The sequence below is a fragment of the Aquimonas voraii genome (genome assembly GCF_900101825.1).
Taxonomy (GTDB): domain Bacteria; phylum Pseudomonadota; class Gammaproteobacteria; order Xanthomonadales; family Xanthomonadaceae; genus Aquimonas; species Aquimonas voraii.
The window spans coordinates 153,445-178,119 of the sequence record NZ_FNAG01000006.1 but is presented as its reverse complement, the minus strand read 5'-3'; the positions used below and the strand labels follow the sequence as shown (position 1 = coordinate 178,119).

At 70.9% G+C, this 24,675-nt stretch carries 16 protein-coding genes; 6 read left to right on the top strand and 10 right to left on the bottom strand.

Going from position 1 to position 24,675, the window contains the following annotated elements:
* Nucleotides 1–452: 452 nt before the first annotated feature.
* The gene (locus tag BLP83_RS11570; RefSeq protein WP_245680029.1) at nucleotides 453–1,013 is read right to left on the bottom strand and encodes an REP-associated tyrosine transposase; all 561 of its coding nucleotides are present in this window, start codon (nucleotides 1,011–1,013) and stop codon (nucleotides 453–455) included.
* A 310-nt stretch (nucleotides 1,014–1,323) separates the two neighbouring features.
* Here BLP83_RS11570 and BLP83_RS11565 point away from each other — a divergent pair, with 310 nt between their 5' ends.
* Nucleotides 1,324–1,986, top strand: a complete 663-nt coding sequence (locus tag BLP83_RS11565) for a response regulator (RefSeq protein ID WP_091242830.1) — start codon at nucleotides 1,324–1,326, stop codon at nucleotides 1,984–1,986.
* Nucleotides 1,983–3,377: a sensor histidine kinase gene (locus BLP83_RS11560; protein ID WP_091242827.1), complete on the top strand. Its 1,395-nt coding sequence runs from the start codon at nucleotides 1,983–1,985 to the stop codon at nucleotides 3,375–3,377. Before BLP83_RS11565 ends, BLP83_RS11560 begins: the two co-directional genes overlap by 4 nt.
* A gap of 295 nt (nucleotides 3,378–3,672) precedes the next feature.
* Here BLP83_RS11560 and BLP83_RS11555 read toward each other — a convergent pair whose 3' ends face one another.
* The 5 genes from BLP83_RS11555 to BLP83_RS11535 all read right to left on the bottom strand — a co-directional run bounded on the left by BLP83_RS11555 (nucleotide 3,673) and on the right by BLP83_RS11535 (nucleotide 11,154).
* On the bottom strand, nucleotides 3,673–6,801 hold the full coding sequence (locus tag BLP83_RS11555; protein ID WP_091242824.1) for an efflux RND transporter permease subunit: 3,129 nt from the start codon (nucleotides 6,799–6,801) through the stop codon (nucleotides 3,673–3,675).
* A gap of 294 nt (nucleotides 6,802–7,095) precedes the next feature.
* Nucleotides 7,096–8,547: an efflux RND transporter periplasmic adaptor subunit gene (locus BLP83_RS11550; RefSeq protein ID WP_091242821.1), complete on the bottom strand. Its 1,452-nt coding sequence runs from the start codon at nucleotides 8,545–8,547 to the stop codon at nucleotides 7,096–7,098.
* Between the two features lie 41 nt (nucleotides 8,548–8,588).
* Nucleotides 8,589–8,981 (bottom strand): hypothetical protein, encoded by a 393-nt coding sequence (locus BLP83_RS11545; protein WP_091242820.1) that lies wholly within the window; start codon nucleotides 8,979–8,981, stop codon nucleotides 8,589–8,591.
* Nucleotides 8,982–9,195: 214 nt separating this feature from the next.
* Nucleotides 9,196–10,623 (bottom strand): choice-of-anchor Q domain-containing protein, encoded by a 1,428-nt coding sequence (locus tag BLP83_RS11540; RefSeq protein WP_091242817.1) that lies wholly within the window; start codon nucleotides 10,621–10,623, stop codon nucleotides 9,196–9,198.
* 102 nt (nucleotides 10,624–10,725) lie between these two features.
* Nucleotides 10,726–11,154 (bottom strand): hypothetical protein, encoded by a 429-nt coding sequence (locus BLP83_RS11535; protein ID WP_091242814.1) that lies wholly within the window; start codon nucleotides 11,152–11,154, stop codon nucleotides 10,726–10,728.
* 89 nt (nucleotides 11,155–11,243) lie between these two features.
* Between BLP83_RS11535 and BLP83_RS11530 the strand changes: the two genes are divergently transcribed.
* Together BLP83_RS11530 and BLP83_RS11525 are read left to right on the top strand one after the other, a co-directional pair.
* Nucleotides 11,244–12,926, top strand: coding sequence for an ABC1 kinase family protein (locus tag BLP83_RS11530; protein ID WP_091242811.1), 1,683 nt, complete (start codon nucleotides 11,244–11,246; stop codon nucleotides 12,924–12,926).
* A gap of 238 nt (nucleotides 12,927–13,164) precedes the next feature.
* A complete protein-coding gene (locus BLP83_RS11525; RefSeq protein WP_091242809.1) occupies nucleotides 13,165–15,501 on the top strand; it encodes a serine/threonine-protein kinase in 2,337 nt (778 codons plus the stop codon).
* Nucleotides 15,502–15,847: 346 nt separating this feature from the next.
* Here BLP83_RS11525 and lpxL read toward each other — a convergent pair whose 3' ends face one another.
* Both lpxL and BLP83_RS11515 read right to left on the bottom strand, forming a co-directional pair.
* Nucleotides 15,848–16,750, bottom strand: a complete 903-nt coding sequence (gene lpxL / locus BLP83_RS11520) for an LpxL/LpxP family Kdo(2)-lipid IV(A) lauroyl/palmitoleoyl acyltransferase (protein WP_091242806.1) — start codon at nucleotides 16,748–16,750, stop codon at nucleotides 15,848–15,850.
* The gene (locus tag BLP83_RS11515; RefSeq protein WP_091242804.1) at nucleotides 16,747–19,449 is read right to left on the bottom strand and encodes an ABC transporter ATP-binding protein/permease; all 2,703 of its coding nucleotides are present in this window, start codon (nucleotides 19,447–19,449) and stop codon (nucleotides 16,747–16,749) included. The genes lpxL and BLP83_RS11515 overlap by 4 nt, the downstream gene beginning before the upstream one ends.
* A gap of 95 nt (nucleotides 19,450–19,544) precedes the next feature.
* Here BLP83_RS11515 and hemB point away from each other — a divergent pair, with 95 nt between their 5' ends.
* A complete protein-coding gene (gene hemB, locus BLP83_RS11510; RefSeq protein WP_091242802.1) occupies nucleotides 19,545–20,537 on the top strand; it encodes a porphobilinogen synthase in 993 nt (330 codons plus the stop codon).
* 266 nt (nucleotides 20,538–20,803) lie between these two features.
* Here the strand turns inward: hemB and BLP83_RS11505 are convergent, their stop codons facing one another.
* Both BLP83_RS11505 and BLP83_RS11500 read right to left on the bottom strand, forming a co-directional pair.
* Complete coding sequence (locus tag BLP83_RS11505) at nucleotides 20,804–21,526, bottom strand: hypothetical protein (RefSeq protein WP_091242800.1); 723 nt, start codon at nucleotides 21,524–21,526, stop codon at nucleotides 20,804–20,806.
* Entirely contained in the window at nucleotides 21,523–24,327 is a 2,805-nt protein-coding gene (locus BLP83_RS11500; RefSeq protein ID WP_091242797.1) for a class I SAM-dependent DNA methyltransferase, read from the bottom strand. Before BLP83_RS11500 ends, BLP83_RS11505 begins: the two co-directional genes overlap by 4 nt.
* On the opposite strand from BLP83_RS11500, the gene BLP83_RS18895 reads away from it, so the two are divergent.
* Nucleotides 24,302–24,442: a hypothetical protein gene (locus BLP83_RS18895; protein ID WP_218121241.1), complete on the top strand. Its 141-nt coding sequence runs from the start codon at nucleotides 24,302–24,304 to the stop codon at nucleotides 24,440–24,442. The genes BLP83_RS11500 and BLP83_RS18895 overlap by 26 nt on opposite strands.
* Nucleotides 24,443–24,675 lie beyond the last annotated feature (233 nt).

Genomic DNA, 24,675 nt, shown 5'->3' with positions numbered 1-24,675 from the left:
CCCTGGCCCACCATGAGCCCCGCTCTGGCACCGGTCATCGCGACCCGAGGCCTTCCGTTCCGAGACCACCGACATCGTGAATCGACGAACCGGGGCGAGCCTCCATGCCACGGTGGGCCAGGGCCCACCCTATGGGCTTCCGCTTCGCATCCGGCGCCCGCGTGCTTGGAGTGCGTGATGAGGTCGGCTTGTGGGTGTGGCTTGGCGGCTTGCGCAGGAATGGGAAAGCGGAATCGGAGAGCGGAATCGAAGCCGCCTTGCACGGCGGGCCGCCTTGCAACACCTGCAGAGGGTGGGCCCTGGCCCACCATGAGCTCCACTCTGGCCCCGCTCGTTCCGACCCCAAGCCACCCAGACCACGGTCTTCGAAAAGGCGCATCGAAAAGCCGGGGCGAGCGTCCCTTGCGTGGCGGGTCAGGGCCCACCCGAAGCGAATTCGATGTCGCTGCCGGTCACGGGCGCGCTTCGCCCAGGGCGTGATGAAAGGCCGCCAGGGACGTGCCCCAATCGGGCGCCAGCCATCCGCGCTCCACGTAGCGATGGAAGCTCGAATGCGGCCAGTCGATCGCGCGCTGCACATGGCCGTGTTTGACCGGGTTGTAGTGGATGTAGTTGATGTGCGCGCGCAGGTCGAGCGTATCGACGATGACCCGCTCGAAGTAGCGCCGCTGCCAGAGCCCGCGCTCGCGGCTCGACGCCCGGCTGGCGCTGCGCAGCTCACCCTCGGGCACGGCGCGCGAGAACCCGCTCTTGATCCGCTGCCAGCGCGCGGCGCTGTTGCAGTCGCCCTCGGGCAGCGCCCACAGGCAGTGCAGATGATCCGGCAGCACCACCATCGCGATGGGCGTGAACGGCAGCACTCGACGCGTCTCGCGGAATGCCGCGCGCAGGGCCTCGATGTTCTCTACCAGCAGGCGCGCCTCGCGATTCCACAGGTTCACCGTGAAGAACGAAGTCGCGCCGGGTATCCGCGGGCGTCGATAGTTCGGCATGCGCACATGTTCGACAGGCACGGCGACGCGCTGCCATCCGCGATGCCCGTGGCTTCGGGTAGGAGATTGGCTTGCGCAGCCGGGATTCGGGATTCGGGATTCGAAGCGGCCTTGCGCGGCGGGCGGCGCGCGAGCACCGCATAGGGTGGGCCCTGGCCCACCATGAGCTCCGCTCTGGCGCCGGTCATCCCCAACCAACGCCACCTGCGCCTCCGTCCTCGACACCGCGCATCGACCCGACCGGGCCGAGCCTCCATGCCACGGTGGGCCGGAGCCCACCCCATGACCGCGCTGCGATTACAGTGTCCACCGCGCCCACCACGGAGCCCCCATGCGCCTCTTGCTGATCGAAGACGACACCCTGCTTGGCGAGGGCCTGCAGGAAGCCCTGCGGCGCGCCGGCTACACCGTCGACTGGCTGCAGGACGGTCAGCACGCGCTCGACGCCCTGCGCGACGGTGGCTTCGACATCGCGGTGCTTGATCTGGGCCTGCCCCGGCTCGACGGCCAGCGGGTGATCCGCCAGGCGCGTGCGGCGGGTGCGGCGCTGCCGGTGCTGGTGCTGACCGCGCGCGATGCGGTGGCCCATCGCGTCGAAGCGCTGGACGGCGGCGCCGATGACTTCCTCGCCAAGCCCTTCGATCCGGCCGAGCTGCTGGCCCGGCTGCGGGCCCTGCTGCGCCGGCGCGAGGCTGCGCCGCGCATGCAGCTGGCGTTCGCCGGTATCGAGCTCGATCCGGTGCGCTTCGAGGCCCGGCTCGATGGCCAGCTGCTCGACCTGCCGCGTCGCGAGTTCGCGCTGTTGCATTCGCTGGTCGAGGCCAACGGCCGGGTGGTCTCGCGCGAGCTGCTGCAGCAGCGCCTGTACGGTTGGGACGAGGACGTGAGCAGCAACACGCTGGAGGTGCTGATCCACCATCTGCGACGCAAGCTGGGCGCGGAGCGTATCGGCACCGTGCGCGGCATCGGCTACCGCCTGCTGGCGCCCACATGAGGACGCTGTGGAAGCCGCTGCTGGCCGGCCTGCTGCTCGCCACCACCGCAGCCGGCGCGCTCAGCACCTGGGTCAGCTGGCGCGCGGCGCGGGTTGAGGTCGATGAGCTGCTGGACGCCGAGCTGTCGCAGTCGGTGCGCGGCCTGGCGGTGCTGGCGCAGGGCCTGCTGCAGGACAGCGGAGAGCGCGCTCCGCCACAGGAGCTGCCGGCCTGGCAGGGCGCGATGGACCAGTTGGGTGCCGCGGCCACGGGCGCGCGCGGTCACGCCTACGAGCGCCTGCGCCGCTATTACCTCTGGCGCGGTGAGCGCCTCCTGCTGCGCTCGCAGGACGCGCCGGCGCTGGATCGCGAGGCGGCGCTCGAGGGCTTCGGCGAAGTCCGCGAGGGCGACCGCGTCTGGCGCAGCTTCCGTCTCGACGGCCCCGAGGGCCTGCGCGTGCTCGGCCTGGAGCCGCTCCAGGTCCGCAGCCATATCAGCACCGAGATCGCGCGCGGCATGGCCTGGCCGCTGGTCTTGGAACTGCCCCTGCTGGCACTGCTGATCGGTGCGGCCGTGCGCATGGGCAGCCGATCGCTGCGGCGCATCGCCCGCGCGGTATCGGCCCAGGCGGGCGACCGCCTTCAGCCGATCGAGCGTACGCGGGTTCCGGTGGAGATCCACGGCCTGGTGGACGCCATCAATGACCTGTTGGGCCGCGTCGATGAAACCCTGCGCCGCGAGCGCCGCTTCATCGACGAGGCGGCGCACGAGTTGCGCACTCCGGTCGCCGGTATGCGCCTGCATCTGTCCAACCTGATCGAGGCGGAAGACGAGGCGGCGCGGGCGCGCGCACTGTCGCAGATCCAGCGCGGCCAGGCCAGGCTGGAGCGTGGCGTGGCTCAGCTGCTGACACTCAGCCGCCTCGGCCCCGGCGCGCCGGCACCGCGCAGCGAGCGGGTCGAACTGTCCGCACAGCTGCCGGGCTGGCTGGCCGAATGGATCGACTCCGGCCTTGCCAACGACGACGAGCTGGAGCTCATCGCCGCGCCGGGCTGCGCGATCACCATCGATCGCGATCAGCTGCAGCTCTTGCTGCGCAATCTGGTCGACAACGCCCTGCGCCACGGCGGCCGGCCGGCGCGGGTGAGGATCGAAGTCGTTCAGAGTGGCAACCACGTGCGCCTTGCCGTTGAAGACGCCGGCCCCGGCCTGCCCCCCGACGAGCGTGCGCGCGTGCTCGACCCCTTCTACCGCCCGCCCGGCACGCGCGCCGACGGCAGCGGGCTTGGCCTGTCGATCGTGGCCCGCGTGGTCGAGCTCTCGGGCGGGCAGTTGAACCTGGGTGCCGGACGCGAGGGGCAAGGCCTGCGGGTGGAGATCGCCTGGCCCGCGAGTTCCACCTCGCCATAGGCAGGGCGTCGGCCAAGGTTGGCGTCACGCGCGCCCCGGCCATCGACGCCCGGCGCCCGTGGCGCCACGGCGCTCACGCCAGAGCAAGGGCGCAGGCGATGGCCGCGGCGGTGTCGGCCGCATCGATGGACCCGCACCGGGCGGGACACGCGACACCGGGGCAAGTCCCGGCGCCGGGACACGCGACACCGGCGCGAGTCTCCAGGCCACGGTGGGCCAGGGCCCACCCTATGCGGCGATTCGCGGGCACCGCATGCACGGCGCCCGCGAATCCCCAATCCCCAATCCCCGCTCCTCAGCCCCGCAGCTTCCACCCCAGCCAGATCCGGTAGATCGCCGGGATCAGCAGCAGCGACAGCAGCGGCGCGCTGAGCATGCCGCCGAGCATGGGCGCGGCGATGCGCTGCATGGTCGCGGCACCAGCGCCGTCGCTGAGCAGGATCGGGGTGAGGCCGACCAGCAGGGTCAGCACGGTCATCGCCTTCGGGCGTACGCGCTGCACGGCGCCTTCCTCCAGCGCCGCATCGAGCTCGCGCAGGGTGTTCATGCGGCCGGTGGCGCGTGCGCGCTCCACGGCCTGCGCCAGATACAGCAGCATCACCACGCCGAACTCGGCGGCCACGCCGAACAGGGCGAGGAAGCCGACCACCACCGCCACCGACAGCGCGTAGTCGAGGCCCCACAGCAGCCACAGCCCGCCGACCACCGACAGCGGCGCGGTCAGCAGCACGATCAGCGCATCGGGCCAGCGCCGGAACACGAGGTAGAGCAGCACCAGGATGATGCCGAGCGCGGCTGGAATGGCGAGGCTCAGACGCTCGCTGGCGCGCAGCAGGCTCTCGTACTGGCCGGTCCACCCAAGGCTCACGCCCGGCGGCAGCTGAACGCGCTCGGCGAGCGCCGCATCGGCCGCGCGCATGGTGCCGACCAGGTCACGGGTGTCGGTGTCGACGAACACCCACGCAGTCAGGCGCGCGTTCTCGCTGCGGATCATCGCCGGCGCCTCGACCAGCTCGATGTCGGCCAGCCGGCCCAGCGGCACCTGCGCGCCGGACGGGGTCACCACGCCGAGCTCGGCCAGCGCTTCGGGCGTGTCGCGCACGTCCTGCGGCAGGCGCATCGCCACCGGAAAGCGCCGCCGGCCCTCGTAGGCGGTGGCGATCGGTGCGCCGCCGATGGCTTCACCCAGCCAGGCCATGAAGGCCTCCATCTCGACGCCGTAGCGGGCGAGGTCTTCGCGGCGCGGGCGGATCTCCAGGCTGCGCGCCGCAGCGCCGCGATCGGCGAAGGCCGAGCGGATGCCCGGCACGTCGGCCAGCGCGGCTTCCACTTCGGTGGCCAAGGCGGTCAGCTGCTGCAGATCATCGCCGGCAAGACGCACGCCCAGCGGCGTGCGCAGGCCGGTCGACTGCATGTCGATGCGCGTGCGGATCGGCTGCACCCAGGCATTGGTGACGCCGGGAATGCGCAGGCGCGCATCGAGCTCGGCGATCAGGTCCTCGATGCTGAAGCCTTCGCGCCACTCGGACTCGGGCTTCAGGCGGATCGTGGTCTCGATCATCGACAGCGGTGCGGGATCGGTGGCGCTGTCGGCGCGGCCGATCTTGCCGAACACGGTTTCGACCTCGGGCGTCTGCCGGATCAGCCGGCTGGTCTGCTGCAGCAGCTCCTGCGCCTTGCCGGGCGAAAGCTCGGGCAGGGTGGTGGGCATGTACATCAGGTCGCCCTCTTCCAGCTGCGGCATGAACTCGCTGCCGAGCTGGCGCAGCGGATACAGCGCGCTGGCCGCGATCACGAGGCTCAGCAGCACGGTCAGCCAGGGCGCACGCAGCACGCCGCGCAGCACCGGCCGGTACAGCGCGATCAGGCTGCGCGAGAGGATCTGCTCGTGCTCGCCGCGGATGCGTCCGCGCACGCACAGCGCCATCAGCACCGGCCCGAGCGTCACCGCCAGCACGGCGGCGGCCAGCATGGCCCAGGTCTTGGTCCAGGCCAGCGGTTCGAACATGCGGCCTTCCTGGGCTTCGAGCAGGAACACCGGCAGGAAGCTGAGCGCGATGATCAGCAGCGACACGAACACCGCGGGTCCGACTTCGACGCAGGCTTCGGCGACCAGCTTCAGGCGCTCGGGCTCGTCCGGCTCGCGTCCGCTGTCGTCGCGGAAATGCTCGATGCGCTTGTGCGCGTTCTCGACCAGCACGATCGCCGCATCGACCATGGCGCCGATGGCGATCGCGATGCCGCCCAGCGACATGATGTTGGCGTTGATGCCCTGCAGCCGCATGATCGCCAGCGCTGCGAGAACACCCAGCGGCAGCAGCAGGGCCGGCACCAGGGCCGAGCGGAAGTGGCCGAGGAAGAGCAGACAGACCAGGCCGACCACCAGGATCTCCTCGACCAGCTTGGTCGAGAGGTGATCCACCGCGCGCTCGATCAGGGCCGAGCGGTCGTAGGTGGTGACGATCTCCACGCCCTCGGGAAGGCCGGGTTTCAGCGCCTCGAGCCGTGCTTCGACCGCCTGGATGACCTCACGCGCGTTGCCACCGTCGCGCATCACCACGATGCCGCCGACCACCTCGCCCTCGCCGTCGAGTTCGGCCATGCCCTGGCGCGGGCCGGCGCCGAAGCGGATCTCGGCGACATCGCCGAGCAGCACCGGTACGCCGTCCATCAGCGGGCCCAGCGGCACCTGCGCCAGGTCTTCGAGCTTCCGCAGAAAGCCGACGCCGCGCAGGCTGATCTCGCCTTCGCCAACCTCGATCAGCGAGCCGCCGCGCTCCGCGCCCGCGGCACGGATCCGCGCCGCCACGTCGTTGATCTGCAGGCCGTACTGGCGCAGGCGCAGCGGATCGATGATGGCCTGGTACTGGCGCTCCATGCCGCCGACCGTGGCGACCTCGGAGACGCCGGGCAGGGCCTGCAGTTCGAGCTTCAGGAACCAGTCCTGCAGCGCGCGCAGCTCGGACAGGTCATGGCCGCCGCTGCGGTCGACCAGCGCGTACTGGTAGACCCAGCCGACGCCGCTGGCATCCGGGCCCAAGGCGGGCTCGACGCTGTCGGGCAGCTCGGCACGGGCCTGGCTCAGGTACTCCAGCACCCGCGAGCGGGCCCAGTAGGGATCCGTTCCGTCCTCGAACAGCACGTAGACGAAGGAGTCGCCCGTCATCGAGAAGCCGCGCACATGGCGGGCACCCGGCACGGCCAGCAGGCGCGAGGCCAGCGGATAGGTGATCTGGTCCTCGACCAGCTGCGGCGACTGCCCGGGCCACTCCGTGCGCACGGTGACCTGCACGTCGGACAGATCGGGAATCGCATCGACCGGCAGGGTGCGCGTGGCCTGCAGTGCGGCCAGGGTCAGCAGCAGCGAGAGCAGCAGCACCAGACCGCGATTGGCCAGCGAGGCGCGGATGAGGGCGGCGATCATGGCTGGGCCCCAAGAGCCGGGATTGGGGATTGGGGATTGGGGATTCGTGCAGCCGGGATTCGGGATTGGGGATTCGGGATTCGCAGAGCGCGCTGCGGCGAGGGCCAAGCCGCTTGCCTGCTGTCTGTAGGAGCGCGCTTGCTCGCGACACCCAGAGCAAGCGCAGGGCGCAGGCTGCGGTCGCCTGCAAGCAGGCTCCTACAAAGGGCCGGGGGGCGAGGGCCGATGCTGACACCTGTTCGGGCGAGGGTTCTGCTTCCTGGGCGAACCCCGGGGCAACAACCCGTCGAGATCTCAATGCGCATGACCCGCCTCCAGTCGCTGCAGGCCCGCGCGCAGCGCGGCTTCGGAGTCGAGCAGGAACTGCGCCGAGACCACCACCCGCTCGCCTTCCTTCAGCCCGTGCAGGATCTGGGTGCGGCCGTCGACGCGCAGGCCCGAATGCACCTGCGCCACGCGGAAGCGGCCCTCGTCCTCCGCGATCACCACGCGCTCGCCGTCGGCGGTGCGGATCACCGCTTCGCTGGGCACCGTCAGCACCGGCTCGCCTTCCTCGCCGCGCAGCCGCGCCTCCATGTACTGGCCCACCCGCAGCAGGCCGCGACGGTTGGGCACCGGCACGCGCAGCTGCACGGTGCGAGTGACAGCGTCCTGGCTCGGGTACACATAGCTCACCTCGCCGCGCCACATCCGGTCCGGCTGGTTGGGCAGGTTCAGCGCCGCGTAGATCGTGCCGCTGCCCAGACGCTCCAGCTCCTCGGGGAACACCGCCACGCTGACCCAGACCTCGCTGAGATCGGTGATCTCCAGCGCGATGGTCGAGGGTTCGATGAACATGCCGTGGCGCACGTCGAGCATCGTCACCACGCCCTCGGCGGGCGCGCGCACCGGCACCCGCTGCAGCGAACTGCCGCGTTCGCTGAGCGCATCGATGAAGCCGTCGTCGACCCCCAGCCGGCGCAGGCGCTCGGCCGCCGCACGCTGGGCGCGCGAGCCGACGCCGCCCGAGCGCAAGGCGATCAGGTAGTCCTCCTGGGCGGCGACCAGATCCGGCGCGTAGATCTCCATCAGCACCTGGCCCGCACGCACGCGTTCGCCGAGCGCGTGCACGCGCAGGTCCTCGACCCAGCCGGAGACGCGCGTATGCACATGGCGGATGCGGTGTTCGTCGGCCACCACCTCGGCCGGTGCGCGCACCCGCGGCGACAGCACGCGGCGGTCGACCTCAGCGGTGCGGATGCCCAGGGCCTGACGCAGGCCGGCGTCGACTTCGATGACCGGGGCCGCCTGCGCGGCACTGCGGCTGCGCGCGACCAGGTCCATGCCGCAGATCGGGCAGCTGCCCGGCGTCTCGCTGGTGATCTGCGGGTGCATGGGGCAGACGTAGAGCGAGGGCGCCGCCGTCCCAGTGCCGGGCAGGGACTCGGCGGCGGGCGCGACAGGCAGCGCGGGCGTGGATTCGGCGGGACTCGCGTGCGCGTGCCCATCGTGGCCGGCATGCTCCCCATGCCCGGCATGCGCCTGCGCGGTCTGCGCAGGCGAGGCGTGATCCGAGTGATCCGAGTGATCCGAGTGATCGGAGTGATCGGAGTGATCGGAGTGATCGGCGTGTGCGGGTTCGGACGAGGGCCGCGCGTCCTGCGCGCTGGCAATCGGCAGGGCGGGCAGGCTGAGGGCTGACAGGCAAAGCGGCAGGGCCAGCAGCAGGGCGCAGCGGCGCTGCGACGCGTGGGAAACAGCGGACATGGGAGATCTCCAGCAACAGGGGCCGGGCGCGGCCCGGCGGCTCAGGCGTGTGGCGCTGGGCTGTCGGAGATCGGAGGCCGCAGGTTTGGCGCGCTGAAGGGCGCGGGCGACAGGCTGCGCTGACTGCGCGGCGCATGGACCGGCGGCAGCGGTGCTTGCAGGCTCAGGAATTCGACCGGCGGGACCTGTACGCGGCACTGCTTGCAGTGATCGCAGCCGGTCTTGCCGGCGCTGGCCTGGCTGCCGCCGGCGTCTTCCGCGTCAAGCGCCGCGGCTGAGGCCGCGCGGGCATGCGGGCAGTCCGGCATGGCGGCGTGCGCCGAGGCGTCAGCGCCGGCCTGCGCCTGCATCGCCAGCGCCATCGGACAGCCGCGCGCCGCCGCGCCGGTGGCGAGACAGAGCATCAGCAGCAGGGTGAGCAGGCGGCGCAGCATGGACGGGATCTTAGCGCTGCAGGCGTGAACGTGCCTGCGAAGCTCGACACTGCCCTCGAAGGCCTTCGGTGAGGCCAGCGTCGAGCCGCGGTGGGCCGGGACCCAACCTGCGCGAGTCGCCACCTTGCGCAAGCGTTCATAGGGTGGGCCCTGGCCCACCGCAGGCATCGACGCCGCAGATCGCTGACGGCAGCGCCTCGCACGACACAGGCTCTCAGTCCTCGAAGCCGTCGGCGAACAGCTCGATCGCCTGCAGCTCGAAGGCGCCGACATCGCAGGCGGCGTTGCCGTCGCCGTTGCCGTCCTGCGGCCGCGTCACCCCACGCGCGTCAGTGGGCAGGCAGCGCGCGGCGTTGGCGCCATCGACGGCGGGGCTGGAGGGATCGAAGGCCAGCACCGGCATGACGGCGGCTTCGTCAACGCCGACCACCTGGAAGTCCACGCCCGCGCTCGCCCCCGTGAGCCCGATGCTGCAGCTGTTGTCGCCGGCCGCCAGCAGGGTACCCAGGGTGCTGGCGGCCGCGCTGCTGATGGCGCAGGCATTGCCGGAGCCGGCGCGTTTGGGGGCCATCGCGGAGTTGCTCCACTCGACCAGCTGCGTGGACGAGGTCGTCAGGTGCGCACCCAGGGTCGGCGACTCGTTGCCGAAGAAGCTGAGGTGCCGCCCGCTCAGACGGGCGCCCTGGGTACCGAGGGCACCGCCGTCGCCCAGCGCGCGGTTGTCGACGAAGCTGGTGTTCTCCAGCACGGTATCGGCGGCCCCCTCGCCGTTGTTGCCGCGGACGAAAATCGCCCCGGCAAAGCCCGCGCGGTTGCCGCCGAAGTAGCTGCGCACCACGCTCACGCTGCAGCTCGGGCAGTCCACCGCCAGCGCGCCGCCAAAGCCGGCTCCGCCGCTCTCGGGCAGGGCGAGGTTGCCGATGAAGACGCTGTCGCGGATCTCCAGCGTCGAGGCCGTCAGACCCGTCCAGCGGATGGCGGCGCCGCTGGTGAAGCGACCATTGGCAAGGTTGTCAACGAAGCGCGAGGACTGCACCAGCAGCGGACCCGTCACCGACAGCGCGCCGCCCGAGCCGGTGCCCGTGCCGGTATTGGCGGCGCCGTTGGCCTCGAACACGCTCTCGAACACGCCCACGCTGGCCGTGGGCGTCCACGAGACGGCGCCGCCGACGGCGCTGGTGGTCCCGCCCTGCACGGACAGACAGCCGGCAAAGCGCATGCGGTCCAGCACCAGGTTGGCGCCGGCGCCGGCGCCATCCGAGGCCAGGCAGCCGCCGCTGTCGGCACGACCCTGCTGCAGGGTGAAGCGGCGCAGGGTCAACGCACGCGAGCTCGCCAGCAGGCGCAGGTCCTGCGTCGTATCGAAGGGCCGCAGCACCGGCGCGCGGCCGTTGCCGTCGATCTCGGCAACCACGTTGATCCGCGGCAGCGCCGTGAACAGCTCGATCTCGCCGTTCAGCGGAAAGGCCGCGGTGAACTCGATGCGGTGCGGCGCACCGGCGCTGCCCGCGGCATTGGCGGCCACGATGGCCGCGCGCAGCGAGCCTGCGCCGTCGTCACCGATGTTGGAGACGCTGAAGGTGTCCGCGGCGGCGGGCAGGCTGGCGAGCGCCAGCAGCAAGACAGCAAGGGTGCGAGGCATGGCTGGAGTCCGCTGGGATGACAGCGGCGATACGGCACCGGCGGCGGCGTTCCGACACCCCTGCGCCTCCAACCACCCCATGTCGTGCCGCCGTCCGGGATCTCAGCCTTGATGCTCGCCAGTCGCCGCAGACGGAGCGAGCGCGCCGTTTCGCTGCCACGCGCGGCCCCCGCGAAAGTCGACCGCGCATCCGATCACCTGCAGCACGATGGACACGGCGAGCGCGGCGACTGAAGGAATGAGCCACGCAGGAGCGAGCCATTCGTAGTGAACGCCGGCCAGCGCGAGGGCGCTGAGTAACTGCGCGAGTCCGCCCGCGAACCGGAACGGTCGTCCGCCGGCGTCGAACCACTCCGGAAGAAAGCCCGCGATGACCCGAGCGAACACATGGGGCGCCAGCGCGAGCATCGCGGCGGAAGTGCTTGCTTCGACCTGACCTGCCGCGATCGCGACGAGCGGCAGCGTCGAGATCAGGCTCAGCGCCCAGATCGGCAGTTGCTGCGAGAGGCGAGGTTCGCCGGTGGGAGGCATGAGCCGGGTCGATGCGCTGGGATGCGAAGCCCGGATCCTAGCGAACCCGGCGGCCAATCGTTCGTCCGCACTCCACTACACTCCCGCCCATGCTCTGGGAAACCCTCACCGCTGCCCGCGATCTTGGCCGCCTGCACGAAGTGGCGGGCGTGCTGGTGCGGCATGGCTTCGGCGATGTCGCGCGGCGGCTCGGCATGCTGAGCGCGCTGGAGCGGGTCGGCCGGGTGCTGCCGACGCAGAATCTGGAGGCGCTGGTCGCCTTGAAGCCCGAGCAGCGCATCCGCTGCGTGCTGGAGGAGCTCGGGCCCTGCTTCGTCAAGTTGGGCCAGGTGCTGGCCACCCGCGTCGATCTGTTCGGGCCGGACTGGATCGCCGAGTTCGGCAAGTTGCAGAACCAGGTGCCGGCGGTCGACTTCGCCCTGCTGCGTCCGCAGCTGGAGCAGGACATCGGCGGCGGGGTTGAGACCGTGTTCGCCGAGTTCGACACCACGCCGCTGGCCGCGGCCTCGATCGCCCAGGTGCATCGCGCGCGCCTGCCCGAGGGCCGTGCGGTGGTGGTGAAGATCCGCCGCCCCGACATCGAAGCCACGGTCGCCGCCGACACCCGCCTGCTGGAGCGCGTCGCCCGCATGGTCGAGTCGGAGTGGCCGGAGTGGCGGCGCTACCAGCCGCTGGCGCTGGTGCGCCAGCTGAAGTCCTCGCTGCGCCGCGAGTTGGATCTCGCCGCCGAGGCGCGCCACTCCGAGCGCATCGCCGCCAGCTTTGCCGCGGAGCCGCGCATCGTGGTGCCGCGCGTGCATTGGCCGCTGACCTCTACGCGCGTCAACGTGCAGGACTACATCGAGGGGGTGCCGCTGAGCGATGGCGCGGCGCTGGATGCCGCCGGTGCTGATCGCGCCGCCGTCGCCCGGCTTGGCGCGCAGGCGGTGCTGAAGATGATGTTCGAGGACGGCTTCTTCCACGCCGATCCGCATGCCGGCAACGTGTTCTGGCTGCACGGTGATCGGCTTGCCCTGATCGATTTCGGCATGGTCGGTCGGCTGTCCGAGGGCCGCCGCGCCCAGCTGATCGAGCTGATGCAGGGCCTGGTCGCGCGCGACACCGCCGCCGTGGTCGAGGTGCTGCTGGCCTGGGCCGAAGAGGGTGAGCTCGACGAAGACGCGTTGGCCGAGGACATCGACGCGCTGATCGACAGCTACCACGGCGTGCCGCTGGGCGAGCTGCAGTTCGGTCGTCTGCTGGGCGAGGTGATGGCCCTGCTGCGCGATCACCATCTGGTGCTGCCGGCCGACCTCGCGCTCGTCATCAAGGTCTTCGTCACCCTCGAAGGCATGGGTCGCATGCTCGACCCCGGCTTCGACATGGCCGCCGAGGCGGCGCCTTTCCTGAAACGCTCGGTGTTGAAGCGCTACCACCCGAGAGCGATGGCGCGTCGCGGCTGGCGCGCCGCCGGCGATGCGCTGGCCCTGCTGCAGGCGATGCCGCGCGAGCTGCGCCAGCTGCTGCAGACCGCGCGGCGCGGGCGCTTCAACGTGCACATCGATGTCGACCGCCTGAAGCGCTTCGGCGAACAGGTCGAGCACTCCGCCAACCGGCTCAGCATCGGCGTCGTCACCGCCGCGCTGATCATCGGCTCCTCGATCGTGATGACCGTCTCCGGCGGGCCGACCCTGCTCGGCCTGCCGCTGTTCGGCCTGCTCGGCTTTCTCGGCGCCGGCGCCTGCGGGGCCTGGTTGATCTGGTCGATCTGGCGCAGCGGCGGCGGGCGCTGAGCCGGGCGCTACGGGCGCTCGGCGTCCGCGACCGGGCGCATATGCGTTCTCCATCGACGCTGCCGCACTGCGCCAGGGGCCGGAAGCACAGGCGCACGCCCCCGCAGTCTGTCTGGCCACGGCGGATCGTCGTCTGACGTTTGATCCGCAATGGGACTCGGCGGGACGGGCCGAATCCGGGCGGAGTGCGCTGGGCGCTGTCACGCAGCGCGCGGCATACTCGGGCGCCGGAGGTCGCATGAGCATTCCATCCAGCGAACACGAGGACGCGCCGACCGTGGCCGTGGCCGTTTCGCCGGCCCCGCCCGGTGGCGCTGCCGCCCAGCCCGGACTGCGCATCGGCGCCTACCGGCTGCAGCGTGCGCTCGGCGCCGGTGGCATGGGTGAGGTCTGGCTGGCCGAGCAGCTCGAACCGGTGCGTCGCCCGGTGGCGCTGAAGCTGATGCAGCGGCAGCTGCTGGGCCCTCTGTCCGAGGCCTACTTCGAGGTCGAGCGGCAGGCGCTGGCGCGCATGGACCATCCGGCCATCGCCAAGGTCTTCGACGCCGGCCGTACCTCCGAAGGCCATCCCTGGCTGGTGATGGAGTGGATCGACGGCGAAGCCCTGCTCGACTGGTACCGCGAGCGCCAGCCGGATCTTCCGACCCGCCTGCGCCTGGTGGCCGCGCTCGCGCGCGGCGTGCAGCATGCCCATGCCCGTGGCGTGCTGCATCGGGACCTGAAGCCCGGCAACGTGCTGGTGGTGCAGGTTGATGGCCAGCCCCAGCCCAAGCTGATCGACTTCGGCATCGCGCTGGGGTTGGATGCGGGCCCGACCAGCCCGGGCGATGCGCACAGCTACGAGGCCGCCGGCAGCGGCGCCTTCATGAGCCCCGAGCAGCGCGAGGGCGCCGCCGAGGCCATCGATCCGCGCGCCGATGTGTACGCGCTCGGCATGATCCTGCTCTGCCTGCTGCTGCCCGAGGCGCGACTGGGCGCGCTGGGCGAGGACAGTGCCGATCCGCAGCGCCTGCGCCTGCGTTTCGATGCCGCCCTTGCCACTGGCCGCGGCCGCGCCGAACCGCTGTTGGCGGCGCTGCCGCGCCCACTGCTGCAGGTGCTGCGCTGCGCGCTGGCGCCGAGCCAGGCCGAGCGCTATGCCTCGGCCGAGGCCCTGGCGCTCGATCTGGAGCGCTACCTGCAGCGGCGTCCGCTGGCGGTGATGGGGGAGGCGCGTGGCTACCGCTTCGGCCTGTTCCTGCGCCGGCATGCGCTGGCTGCCTCGGCCCTGCTCGCCATTGTGCTGGCGCTGGCGACCGGTCTCAGCTTTGCGCTCTACGGTCTGCGCGAAGCGCGCAGCGAAGCCGAGCACGCGCGGCTGATGGGCGGCTTCATGTCCGATGTGCTGACCGGCGTCGATCCGCAGTACGCGGACGGATTGGACCGAACCCTGTTGAACCGCATCCTCGACGACGCTGCCGAGCGCGCCGAGGACCAGCTCGCCACGCGCCCGGATGCGTTGGCCGAGGTGCTCGGCGTGGTCGGCAGCACCTATGCCAACGTCGGCGACCACAAGCGCGGCATCGCACTGCTGCGTCAGGGGCATGCGCTGGCGACATCGCGTTTGCCCGCCTCGCACCCCGCGCGCCTGCGCCTGGCGGCGCGCTTGGCCGATGCCCTTGCCATCACCGGCGAGGCGAAGGAGGCCGAGGCCGTCCTGCGGCCCGCGCTGGCCGCCGTCGGCGGCTTCGATCCGCGCTACGCGCTGGCCGCGCCGGACCTGCGCCTGAGCCTGGCCTGGGCCTTGCGCGACCAGGGCCGTTTCGACGAGGCCCTGGCGGCGGTGCGCACCGCGCGCGCCGAACTGGCGATGCTGCCCACGCCCGATGGCGACCCCGACCCCCTGACGGCCGGCTATGTCGAGCAGGTGGTGCTGAGCGACATGGGGCGTGCCGAAGAGGCCGAGAACCTCCTGCGGCCGCTGCTGCAGGCCCATATCGCGGCCTTCGGTGAAGCGCACGCGCGCACCTTGCGGCTCGGCAACAGTCTTGGCGTGCTCCTGCTGCAGCAGCGACGCTACGCCGAAGCCGAACCCGTGCTGCGGCAGAACCTGGCCGCGAGCGAGGCGGCGTACGGCCCCGAGCACCTGGCGACGCTGAACACCGCGAGCAACCTCGCCGGCGCCCTGCGCCAGCAGGGCAAGGTCGAAGAGTCCGGCCCCTACTACCGGCGCGCCTACGAGGGCTTCGTGGCGGCCTTCGGCGAGACCCATCCACGCGCGATCCAGACCCTGGCCAACCTTGGCAACTACCAATTGAGCGCGGGCGATGCGCAGAGCTCGCTGCAGAGCCACCTGCGCGCGCGTGAGCTGTCGCAGGGGGTGTTTCCGGCCGAGCATCCAGTGGTCGAGGAAACCCACTTCGGCGCCGGCAAGGCGCATGCGGCGCTGGGCCAGTGGGCGGAGGCGCTGGTCGAGCTGGAGCGCGCCCTCGAGCTGCGCCGTGCGCGCCTGCCGCCCGAACACCCGGGCATCGCCGACGTGCAGGCGGAGCTGGACAAGGTGCGGGCCGCGCTGGCGGCAGGCGATCGCGGCTGAGGTGTTCGGCCATGCTGCGAGCGGTGCCTGCCCGCGAGGGAGGAGACCGGGGCGAGAGTGGGACTCGTGGTGGGCCAGGGCCCGCCCGGGCGCGTGAGGAACTGGGTGGGACGCGGCCCAACGAAGCGCGTCCGCAATAGGGTGGGCCCTGACCCACCGTGAGCTGGAGGTTCGCCTCGGTCGGCGGTTTCAACGCCTCCGGCGCAGCAGCGGTGAACCTCGCGGAAACGCTGGCGCGCACTGCGTTGGGCCGCGCTGCGCTTGGCCCAACCTACAGCGCCTTGCTGGCTTGCTGGCTCGCTGCGGCCGTCCGGCGCTCGCTGCCTGCGTGGCGAGTGCCGTCGCCTCAATACACCGGCGGCTCGCCCGGCGGCCGGCGCTTGTAGCGCTTGTGCACCCACAGGTACTGCGCCGGCGCTTCGCGCACCATGGCCTCGACCGCGGCGTTGACCCGCGCGGTGTCGGCGGCGGCATCGGCGCTGGGGAAATCCGCCAGCGGCTGGCCGATGCGCAGCACGTAGCGCGCGCCCTCGCGACGATGGAAGAAGGGCACCACGGCCGCACCGGACAGCCGCGCCAGCTGGTGGGTGGCGGTGATGCTGGCCGCCGGGATACCGAAGAAGGGCACGAAGACGGTGTCCTTGCCCAGCATGTCCTGGTCGGGCGCGTACCAGAGGATGCCGCCGCCCTTCAGATGGCGGATCGCCGCGCGCAGCTCCTCGCGCTTGAACATCGCGCAGGCGTAGCGCAGACGCCCGGCCAGTACCGCGGCTTCCATCACCGGCTCGTCGTGGGCGCGGTACATGCCGGCCACCGGCACGTGCGCGGTCAAGAGCCGCCCGCAGGCCTCCAGGGTGGTGAAGTGGCCGGACACCAGCAGTACGCCGCGGCCCTCGCGGGCCAGCGCCTGCAGGTGCTCGATGCCCTCGATCTCAAGGCCCTGCCGCCAGGGCTGCTCGCTGCCGAACCAGGCGCGGGCGAATTCGAACGCGCCGGTGCCGAGCGCGGCGAAGTGCTCGCGCAGGAGTCGCGCGCGATCGGCGGGTGCGAGCGCGGGAAACACCAGTTCGAGATTGCGTGCGGCCACGCGGCGACGGCCGCGCGCGACCCACCGCAGCAGGCGGCCGAACACCGGGCCGATGCGCAACTGCCAGGACCACGGAACGCGCGCCGCCAGCTTGAGCGCAGCGACACCGAGCTGGGCCGGCCAGTGGCGCGGCGCCCAAAGGGAGGAAGGCTTGGAACTCATGGCGCCAGTGTAACGGCCGCGCTGCTCCGCCCGGGCGCCTGCAGGGCGCGCCAGGCGCCGATCAGGGCCTGCGTGTGCGCATGCCGAGGTGTCGACAGCAGGCTCGCGGTCGGCCCGACTTCGACCACGCGGCCCGCGAACATCACCGCACAGCGCTGGGCCAGTGCGGCCGCCGCGCCTGGATCATGGGTGATGAACAGCAGGCTCAAGCCCCGCGCGCGCTGCAGGTCGCGCAGCAAGTCCAGCACCTGGCGGCGGCTGATGGCATCGAGCGCGCTGACCGCCTCGTCGCAGACCAGCAGCGCCGGTTCAAGCATCAGCGCGCGGGCGATGGCGATGCGCTGGCGCTGGCCGCCGGAGAAGGCATGTGGATAGCGCTCCAGCGCATCGGATTCCAACCCGACTTCGTTCAGGGCCTGCACCAGTCGGTCGCGCGTGCAGCGCCGGCCATGCAGGGACAGCGGCTCGGCCAGTAGGTCGGCGATGCGCTGGCGCGGATCGAGCGAGCTGTAGGGGTCCTGGAAGACGATCTGTGCACGCGGGCGCAGCCGGCGCAGCGCAGCACCGCGCAGTGCGTGCAGCGGCGCGTCCTGCAGCCAGGCCTCGCCCTCGATGCGCGCCTCGGTGAGCTGCAGCAGGCCGCGCACCAGCGAGCTCTTGCCGCTGCCGGAGGCGCCGAGCACGGCCAGGCACTCGCCCCGCGCGAGCGCCAGCGCCACGCCCCGCACGGCGGCGCGTTCGGCGCGCGGGTAGCGCAGGCCGAATCCGCGCAGGCGCAGCAGGGGCGAAGTCACTTCGGCCACGGTGGGCGGGAGCGATGACACCGACGCAGCCGTCGGCGTGCGCGGGTGATCGTCGGCGTGGGCGGCCGCCGGGCTGCCCTGTGCGCGGATGTGGCGCTCAGGCGCAGCACCGGCGTCGCGCGCCGCCAGGAGGCGCTGCGTATAGCCGGCCTGCGGCTTCGCGAGGACGTCGGTCGTCCGCCCCTGCTCGACCACGCACCCGCGCTCCAGCACGCAGAGCTGATCCGCCAGACGCGCCACCACGTCGAGATCGTGGCCGATGAACAGCAGGGCGAGGCCGCGCTCGCGGCGCAGCTGCTCCAGCAGTTCCAGCACCTCATGCTGGCTCAGCAGATCGAGCGCGCTGGTGGCCTCGTCGCAGATCAGGAGCTGCGGCTGCCCGCACAGGGCCAGCGCGATCATCACCCGCTGTCGCTGGCCGCCGCTGAGCTGGCGGGGTAGGGCTTGCAGGAAGCGCTCGACTGTCCGACCGTGCGCTTCGCGCGACGACGCCTTGCCCGCGGTCGGTTCGTGGGAGGCGTGCGCAGAAGCACCAGGCTCGGCGGCGTCCCCTGCCGCGCCCTCGCCCAGCCCGACTTCGATCAGCGCCGCCCGCGCCGCTGACTCCAGCGCCGCGCCACGCAGGCCGCGCAGCTGGAGCAGGCTCTCGCGCAGCTGGCTGCCCACCGTGCGCAGCGGATGCAGGCTGGCCAGCGGGTCCTGGAAGACCATGCCGATCGCGCGCCCGCGCAGCCCCGTCGGCAGCGGTTCGGCCAGATCAATGCAGCGATCACCCAGCTGCAGCCGCCCCTGCGCACGCAGTCCGCGCGGCAGCAGCCCGGTCAGCGCCAGCGCCGACAGACTCTTGCCCGAACCCGAGCCGCCGATCAGGCCGAGGCAGGCGCCGCGCGCCAGCGCGAAGGACAGCGGGCCGATCGCGCGGCCGTCGGGCAGGGTGATGGTGAGATCCTCGACGGCGATCGCGGTGTCTGCGTCGCTCGTGTGGAGCTTCGCATCGGCGCTGGGCTCGATGCGGGACTCGCCCGAAGCGGACGCCTGCGGGGCAGCGTCGACCAGCCGCGGATCCAGCGCATCGCGCAGCGCTTCACCCAGGCGCTGGAAGGTCAGCAGCAGCGCGCAGAGCAGCAGGGCCGGACCCATCAGCACCCAGGGCGCGGTGTCGAGCTCCTGCGCGCCTTCGCCCAGCAGCGCGCCCAGCCCCGCCCAAGGCTCGCTGAGGCCGAGCCCCAGAAAGCCGAGAAAGCTCTCGATCAGCACCACGTTGGCGGCGATCAGGCCGGCATAGACGAGGGCCAGCGGCAGCAGGTTGGGAATCACATGCCGGCGCAGCAGGTCGAGACGCCCGGCGCCGGCGGCGCGCGCGGCCAGCACGAAACCGCTGTCGCGCAGGCGTGCAGCTTCGGCGCGCATCACCCGCGCCAGATCGATCCAGGCCTGCCCGGCGATGGCGGCGAGCAGCAGCCACAGCGAGCGCTCGAACAGGGCCAGCAGCAGGATCACCAGCAGCAGGAAGGGCAGGGCGGAGAGCACGTCCAGCGCGCGCATCATAAGGCGCTCGCTGCGGCCGCCGCTGAGCCCGGCCCAGGCGCCGTAGGCGAGCCCGATCAGCAGGGCGACGAAAGTCGCGCACACGCCGATCAGCAGCGACATGCGCAGGCCCATCAGACTGCGCGCCAGCACGTCGCGGCCGATGGCATCGGTGCCCAGCCAGTGCTGCCACGAAGGCGGCTCGGACAGCGCCTCCCAGTCGGGCTTCCAGGCCGCCTCGCTGCCGGTGATCAGCGGGCCAACCAAGCCGAGCACGGCAAGCACGCCAAGCAGCCACAGCAGGCGCCGCACGGGCGGCGAGGCCAGGGCGGAGCGTTGAGCAGGCAGGGGCAGGGCGTCGACGGTCATCGCCGCGCAGGATACGGCCAGGCGATCGCGATCAACGAGCGCAGACAGGCTCAGCCTTACACTGCGCGCCTTTCCCGAATCGACCGGAGCCCGCCATGGCCTACCCGCACACCCGCCCCCGCCGCATGCGCCGCGACGATTTCTCGCGCCGGCTGATGCGCGAACATCGCCTGAGCGCGGACGACCTGATCCTGCCGGTGTTCGTGCGCGAGGGCGAGAACCTGCGCGAGCCGGTCGGCTCGATGCCGGGTGTGGAGCGGCTGTCGATCGATCTGCTGCTGAAGCTCGCCGATGAAGCGGTCGAACTCGGCATTCCGGCGCTGGCCCTGTTCCCGGTGACGCCACCCGAAGCCAAGTCGCTGGACGCGGCCGAGGCCTGGAACCCGCAGGGTCTGGCCCAGCGCGCGGTGCGCGCCCTGAAGGCGCGGCATCCGGGTCTCGGCGTGATCACCGATGTCGCCCTGGACCCCTTCACCACTCACGGCCAGGACGGCCTGATCGACGCCAGCGGCTACGTCGTCAACGACGAGACCGTCGAAGCCCTGGTCAAGCAGGCGCTGAGCCACGCCGAGGCCGGCGCCGACGTGGTCGCGCCGTCGGACATGATGGACGGCCGCATCGGCGCGATTCGTTCCGCGCTGGAAGCGGCGGGCCACATCCACACCCGCATCCTCGCGTATTCGGCCAAGTACGCCAGCAGCTTCTACGGCCCCTTCCGCGACGCCGTCGGCTCGGCCGGCAACCTCGGCAAGGGCAACAAGTACACCTACCAGATGGACCCGGCCAACTCCGACGAAGCCCTGCGCGAGGTCGGCCTCGATCTCGACGAGGGCGCCGACATGGTGATGGTCAAGCCGGGCCTGCCCTACCTCGACATCGTGCGGCGGGTGAAGGACCGCTTCGGCGCGCCGACCTTCGTCTACCAGGTCAGCGGCGAGTACGCGATGGTCAAGGCCGCCGCCCAGAACGGCTGGCTCGACGAGCGCGCGGTGGCGCTGGAGTCGCTGCTGTCGATCAAGCGCGCCGGCGCCGACGCCATCCTCACCTACTACGCGCTGGACGCCGCGCGCTGGCTGCGCGGGAGCTGAGCGCCTAGGGTGGGCCCTGGCCCGCCGCGGGCTGTGCACTGCTCATGGCGGACCTACCCTCGCGCCGCGGCCCCAGCCAGCGCGCGCCGGCCGCGTGAAGCCCCACATCCATAGGGTGGGCCCTGGCCCACCATGAGCGGCACACTGCTCGAACGCACGTTGTCCTTCGCATCTTCGCCTCAAGCGCAGGGCGGCCCGAGGTCGGGCGCCCGGATGACAGAAACTGTTTGAGCCATCGGCGCGAACACCTGCTCGGCGCCCTCCATTCAGACCCCCCGCGCTAGCGTGCCAGCAAGGCCGACGTCGAGCGCGCTTAGCACCCTCGCGAAGCCCTCCGCCCCAAGATTGCCCGCGCTCAAGGACGCCGAGCGCGGGTTCTTCGGTCGCAGCAGGCCCGCATAGCTCGCAAGCTCCGGCACCGCGCCGCACCAGTGGCGATAGCCGCGCATGCACAGCACCAGCGCACCGCGGCGGATCGCCCGCTGCAGCAGCGCGAAGCTGAAGCGCTGCGAGGGCAGGCGCAGATGGGCGTGGGCGAAGGAGCGCGAGTGGTAGGGGAAGAACTCGATGCACAGCAGGCGCGCGGCCAGCTGTTCGACGCTGCAGCCGGACGCCTTGAGCACGGGCCCGACCTGGCGCAGCCACCAGCGATGGCCGGGGCCGTGGCTCGGGTCCAGCAGGTGGAAGTGCGGTGCGCCGCGCTCGCTTTGCACATGCGCCCGCAGCGCGAGGGTGAACTCACCGCGCAAATGATGGCGGGCATCGTCCTCGCTCAAACCCGGGTTCAACAGCAGCACCACCACCGGCGCCTCGTGTGGACCGAAGAAGGGCTCGGGCTGTAGATCGAGAGCCAGCGCCGCGCTCGCGCTCTCCTCGTCGCCTTCCGCCACAGGCGACTGCAGCAGCGGCAGCCAAGGCGCATCGCAGGCCGGAACGAAGGGTGCCGCGACTGGCAGTGCTCGCCAGGGGTTGCCAGCGCTTGCGCTCACGCCGCGCCGTCCACCTGTGAAGCCCTAGCCTTGGCGCGCCCGCGCTTCGGCTTCTCGGCTGGCAGCAGGCTGGTCAGGGCCTGGTAGCGTTCGAACAGGAAGGCGACGCGTTCGGCGTCAGTGCCGAGTTTGGGCGCCTTGCGGCCGGCGGCCTTCTCGACCGCGGTGTAGGCGGCATCGACAGCGCGGTCGAGCTGCTGGTGGGCTTTCACCAGGGCCGGCGGCATCGACAGCGGGTCGTAGAGGTCGGCCAGCGTACTGTCGGGAAAGGCGGCGCGGGCATCGAGCACAGCCTGGGCGGCGGCTTCGATGGCGCTGCGCGCCTTGTCGTCCAGCGGTTCGGGCCAGGGGAAGTTGTTGTAGACGATGTCGCGCGAGTAGCTGAAATCGCTTTTCATGCGCCCACAGGTGTAGCGCATCCATGCCATGTGCATCTCCGACGAAAGAACGCCCAGATGTAACTTTGTGGCCCCTTGGGCCACATACAGCTTGTTGTTCGCGATCACCTCGCGTGGCATGAAGCCCAACGGAACATACCGACGTCGTTGCGTCGTGATCGCTGGCACGAGCAAGTAGTCCGCAGTTGGTTGCGCGATCTGGCAAAAAACTCCAGGAGTAGCTGCAAAGTTACGCGTTGAGCTTGCCTTACTGGCCTGCCTGAACTGCCGAGTGAGCTCAACTCTTGCCATTACTGCGCGCGATCCACGATAAGCAGAGGGCTCGACACCATCCAGCCAGATGCACCATCTCCATCGCCCGCTGATGTATTGCTCAGCCCCTACGTACGGTCGCAGCCAGCGGGCCGAATCAGGCTCTGCTTCGACGAGGTGGTGATACTCCTCTTCCGAGAGGATCAGGTTCCCACCATCACGCGGCATGCTTCCGAATCTGAGATCTGGCACCCCGCAGAGTGGGTGTCGGCGATTTTCGAGAAGGACGTTGGCTCCATCGAACAGATAGGGATTGATGTTTGTCGCCTTTGATGCGAGTGGCTCCGAATCCAGCGTCGCATAGTCGAATATCGTCTTCTCGTGTCGAGGCAGAAGGCCAAAGCCGACGATGACGCAGTGAACAGCGGCCGTGCCGCGCGCCTCATTCGACCACTTGAAGGTCCGGTGCGCGAAGTTGATCTGCACTTTCCAGCGCTCCAACAGGGGCCGCCATAGCAGGCCCACCTGCTCGCCCTGGCAGATCGAGTTGGTCGACACAAAGCCAACCTCGATCCGGGTGTCCTGGATGTACTTGGCAGCCAGCCAGTACCACGCAGCCACGAAGTCCAGCACGCCAGCCCCGGGCAGATCAGAGAACGCCTCCGCGAAGGCCGAGCGCGCGGTGTCGTCCATCACCATCGCGCCTGAGAACGGCGGATTCCCCAGGATGTAGCTCAGCCTCTCCTTCGGCACCACCGAGTTCCAGTCGATGCGCAGCGCGTTGCCATGCACGATGGTGGCCGACTTCACCAGCGGCAGGCGGGCGAAGTATTCGCCGAACTGCTCGCCGACGCGGGTGTTCATCTGGTGGTCCATCAGCCACAGCGCGACCTGTGCGATCTGCGCGGGGAACTCTTCGATCTCGATGCCGTAAAACTGGTCCACGTCCACCGCGACGTGCTCGGAGACGCGGGTCAGCAGGCTGTCCTGCACCGCATACAGGCGCTTCAGCACCTCCAGCTCCAGCAGGCGCAGCTCGCGGTAGGCGATGACCAGGAAATTGCCGCAGCCGCAGGCCGGGTCGAGAAAGCGCAGGTTGGCCAGCTTGATATGGAAGCTCTTGAGCCGCGCGGTGTTGCCGCCGATCCTTTCCAGCTCTGCCTTCAGCTCATCGAGGAACAATGGGCCGATCAGCTTCAGGATGTTCTTCTCGCTGGTGTAGTGCGCGCCCAGGTTGCGGCGGGCCTTGGCGTCCATCACCGACTGGAACATGGAGCCGAAGATGGCCGGGCTGATGCGGCTCCAGTCCAGCGTGGTGGCCTCCAGCAGGGTGGCGCGCATGCGCGCATCAAACGCCGGGATCGGCAGGAACTCGTCGAACAGGCGGCCGTTGACGTAGGGGAACTCGGCCAGCTGCTCGTCGAGGTTGCGCTGCCGGCGCTCGCGCGAGGTGTTGAGCACCTGGAACAGCTGGGTCAGCCACTGGCCGAGGTCGGCGCCGTCCTCGCCGGTGCGCTGGTTCAGGAGCTCGGTAAAGGCATTGCGCTCGAAGATGCCGGTGTCGTCGGCGAACAGGCAGAACAGCAGGCGCACCAGCAGCACTTCGAGCGCGTGGCCCTCGTAGCCCGAGGCCTTCAGCGCATCGTGCAGGCGGCCCATGCGCTCGGCGGCCTGCACGTTGACCGGGTCTTCCTCCTGGTAGCTGCGCGCCTGGTAGCCGGCGATGAAGCCGAAGCGGCGCACATGCTTGTGCAGCTCGCCGATGGCGAACTCCACCGGCGGCTCGGCGCTTTCGAGGTCGTAGAGGCGGAAGCGGGCAAAGTCGGAGACCAGCAGCCAGCGCGGCAGCTCGGCTTCGCTGAGGCCTGCGAAGTAATCGCGGGCCTGGGCATGGGCGCGGTCGAGGTCCTTGCCGCGCGACTTGTGCTCGATCAGCAGCACGCCACGCCAGAGCAGGTCGATGTAGCCGTCGCGGCCGTCGAGCTTCTTGACCTTGCGCTCGAAGGTGGCGACGCGGCGGCGGCTGATGCCGAAGATGTGGAAGAAGCCGTCCCAGAAGCTCTTGGCCTCGGCGTCCTCCGACGACTCCTGCGCCCAGTCGCGCGAGAAGCGCAGGGCGCGGTCCTTGATCTCGTTCCAGCTCAACGGCATCGATCAACCCCGGATACGCGAAAGCCCGGAGGATGCCATAGCGCGTCCGCGCCGGATCGAGCGCGCCGGCGCCGATGCCATCCTCACCTGCTACGCGCTGGACGCCGCGCGCTGACTGCGCGCATCGCCTGGGCCCTGGCCCATCGTGAGCTGTGCCCTGCTCGCTCGCGTGCCCGCTCACCCGTTCGCGCCTGAGCCTGCGCGCAGCCCGGGCGGTGACTGAAGACCCGCGCTGAGTCGCGCGCCGCAGGCAAGCGACCGATCCGACTTTGCGGCACGCGCGCGCCCGCCGGGGGGCGCAGTGCAAACTGCTAGAGTCCAAGCCCTGACCCCGCATCCGCATCCGCA

Coding starts and splice junctions, on each gene's coding strand:
- hemB (WP_091242802.1), top strand. CDS start 19,545: ATGGCCTACCCGCACACCCGCCCCCGCCGCATGCGCCGCGACGATTTC.
- BLP83_RS11540 (WP_091242817.1), bottom strand. CDS start 10,623: ATGCCTCGCACCCTTGCTGTCTTGCTGCTGGCGCTCGCCAGCCTGCCC.
- BLP83_RS11545 (WP_091242820.1), bottom strand. CDS start 8,981: ATGCTGCGCCGCCTGCTCACCCTGCTGCTGATGCTCTGTCTCGCCACC.
- BLP83_RS11515 (WP_091242804.1), bottom strand. CDS start 19,449: ATGACCGTCGACGCCCTGCCCCTGCCTGCTCAACGCTCCGCCCTGGCC.
- BLP83_RS11565 (WP_091242830.1), top strand. CDS start 1,324: ATGCGCCTCTTGCTGATCGAAGACGACACCCTGCTTGGCGAGGGCCTG.
- BLP83_RS11530 (WP_091242811.1), top strand. CDS start 11,244: ATGCTCTGGGAAACCCTCACCGCTGCCCGCGATCTTGGCCGCCTGCAC.
- lpxL (WP_091242806.1), bottom strand. CDS start 16,750: ATGAGTTCCAAGCCTTCCTCCCTTTGGGCGCCGCGCCACTGGCCGGCC.
- BLP83_RS11560 (WP_091242827.1), top strand. CDS start 1,983: ATGAGGACGCTGTGGAAGCCGCTGCTGGCCGGCCTGCTGCTCGCCACC.
- BLP83_RS11550 (WP_091242821.1), bottom strand. CDS start 8,547: ATGTCCGCTGTTTCCCACGCGTCGCAGCGCCGCTGCGCCCTGCTGCTG.
- BLP83_RS11525 (WP_091242809.1), top strand. CDS start 13,165: ATGAGCATTCCATCCAGCGAACACGAGGACGCGCCGACCGTGGCCGTG.
- BLP83_RS11535 (WP_091242814.1), bottom strand. CDS start 11,154: ATGCCTCCCACCGGCGAACCTCGCCTCTCGCAGCAACTGCCGATCTGG.
- BLP83_RS11500 (WP_091242797.1), bottom strand. CDS start 24,327: ATGCCGTTGAGCTGGAACGAGATCAAGGACCGCGCCCTGCGCTTCTCG.
- BLP83_RS11555 (WP_091242824.1), bottom strand. CDS start 6,801: ATGATCGCCGCCCTCATCCGCGCCTCGCTGGCCAATCGCGGTCTGGTG.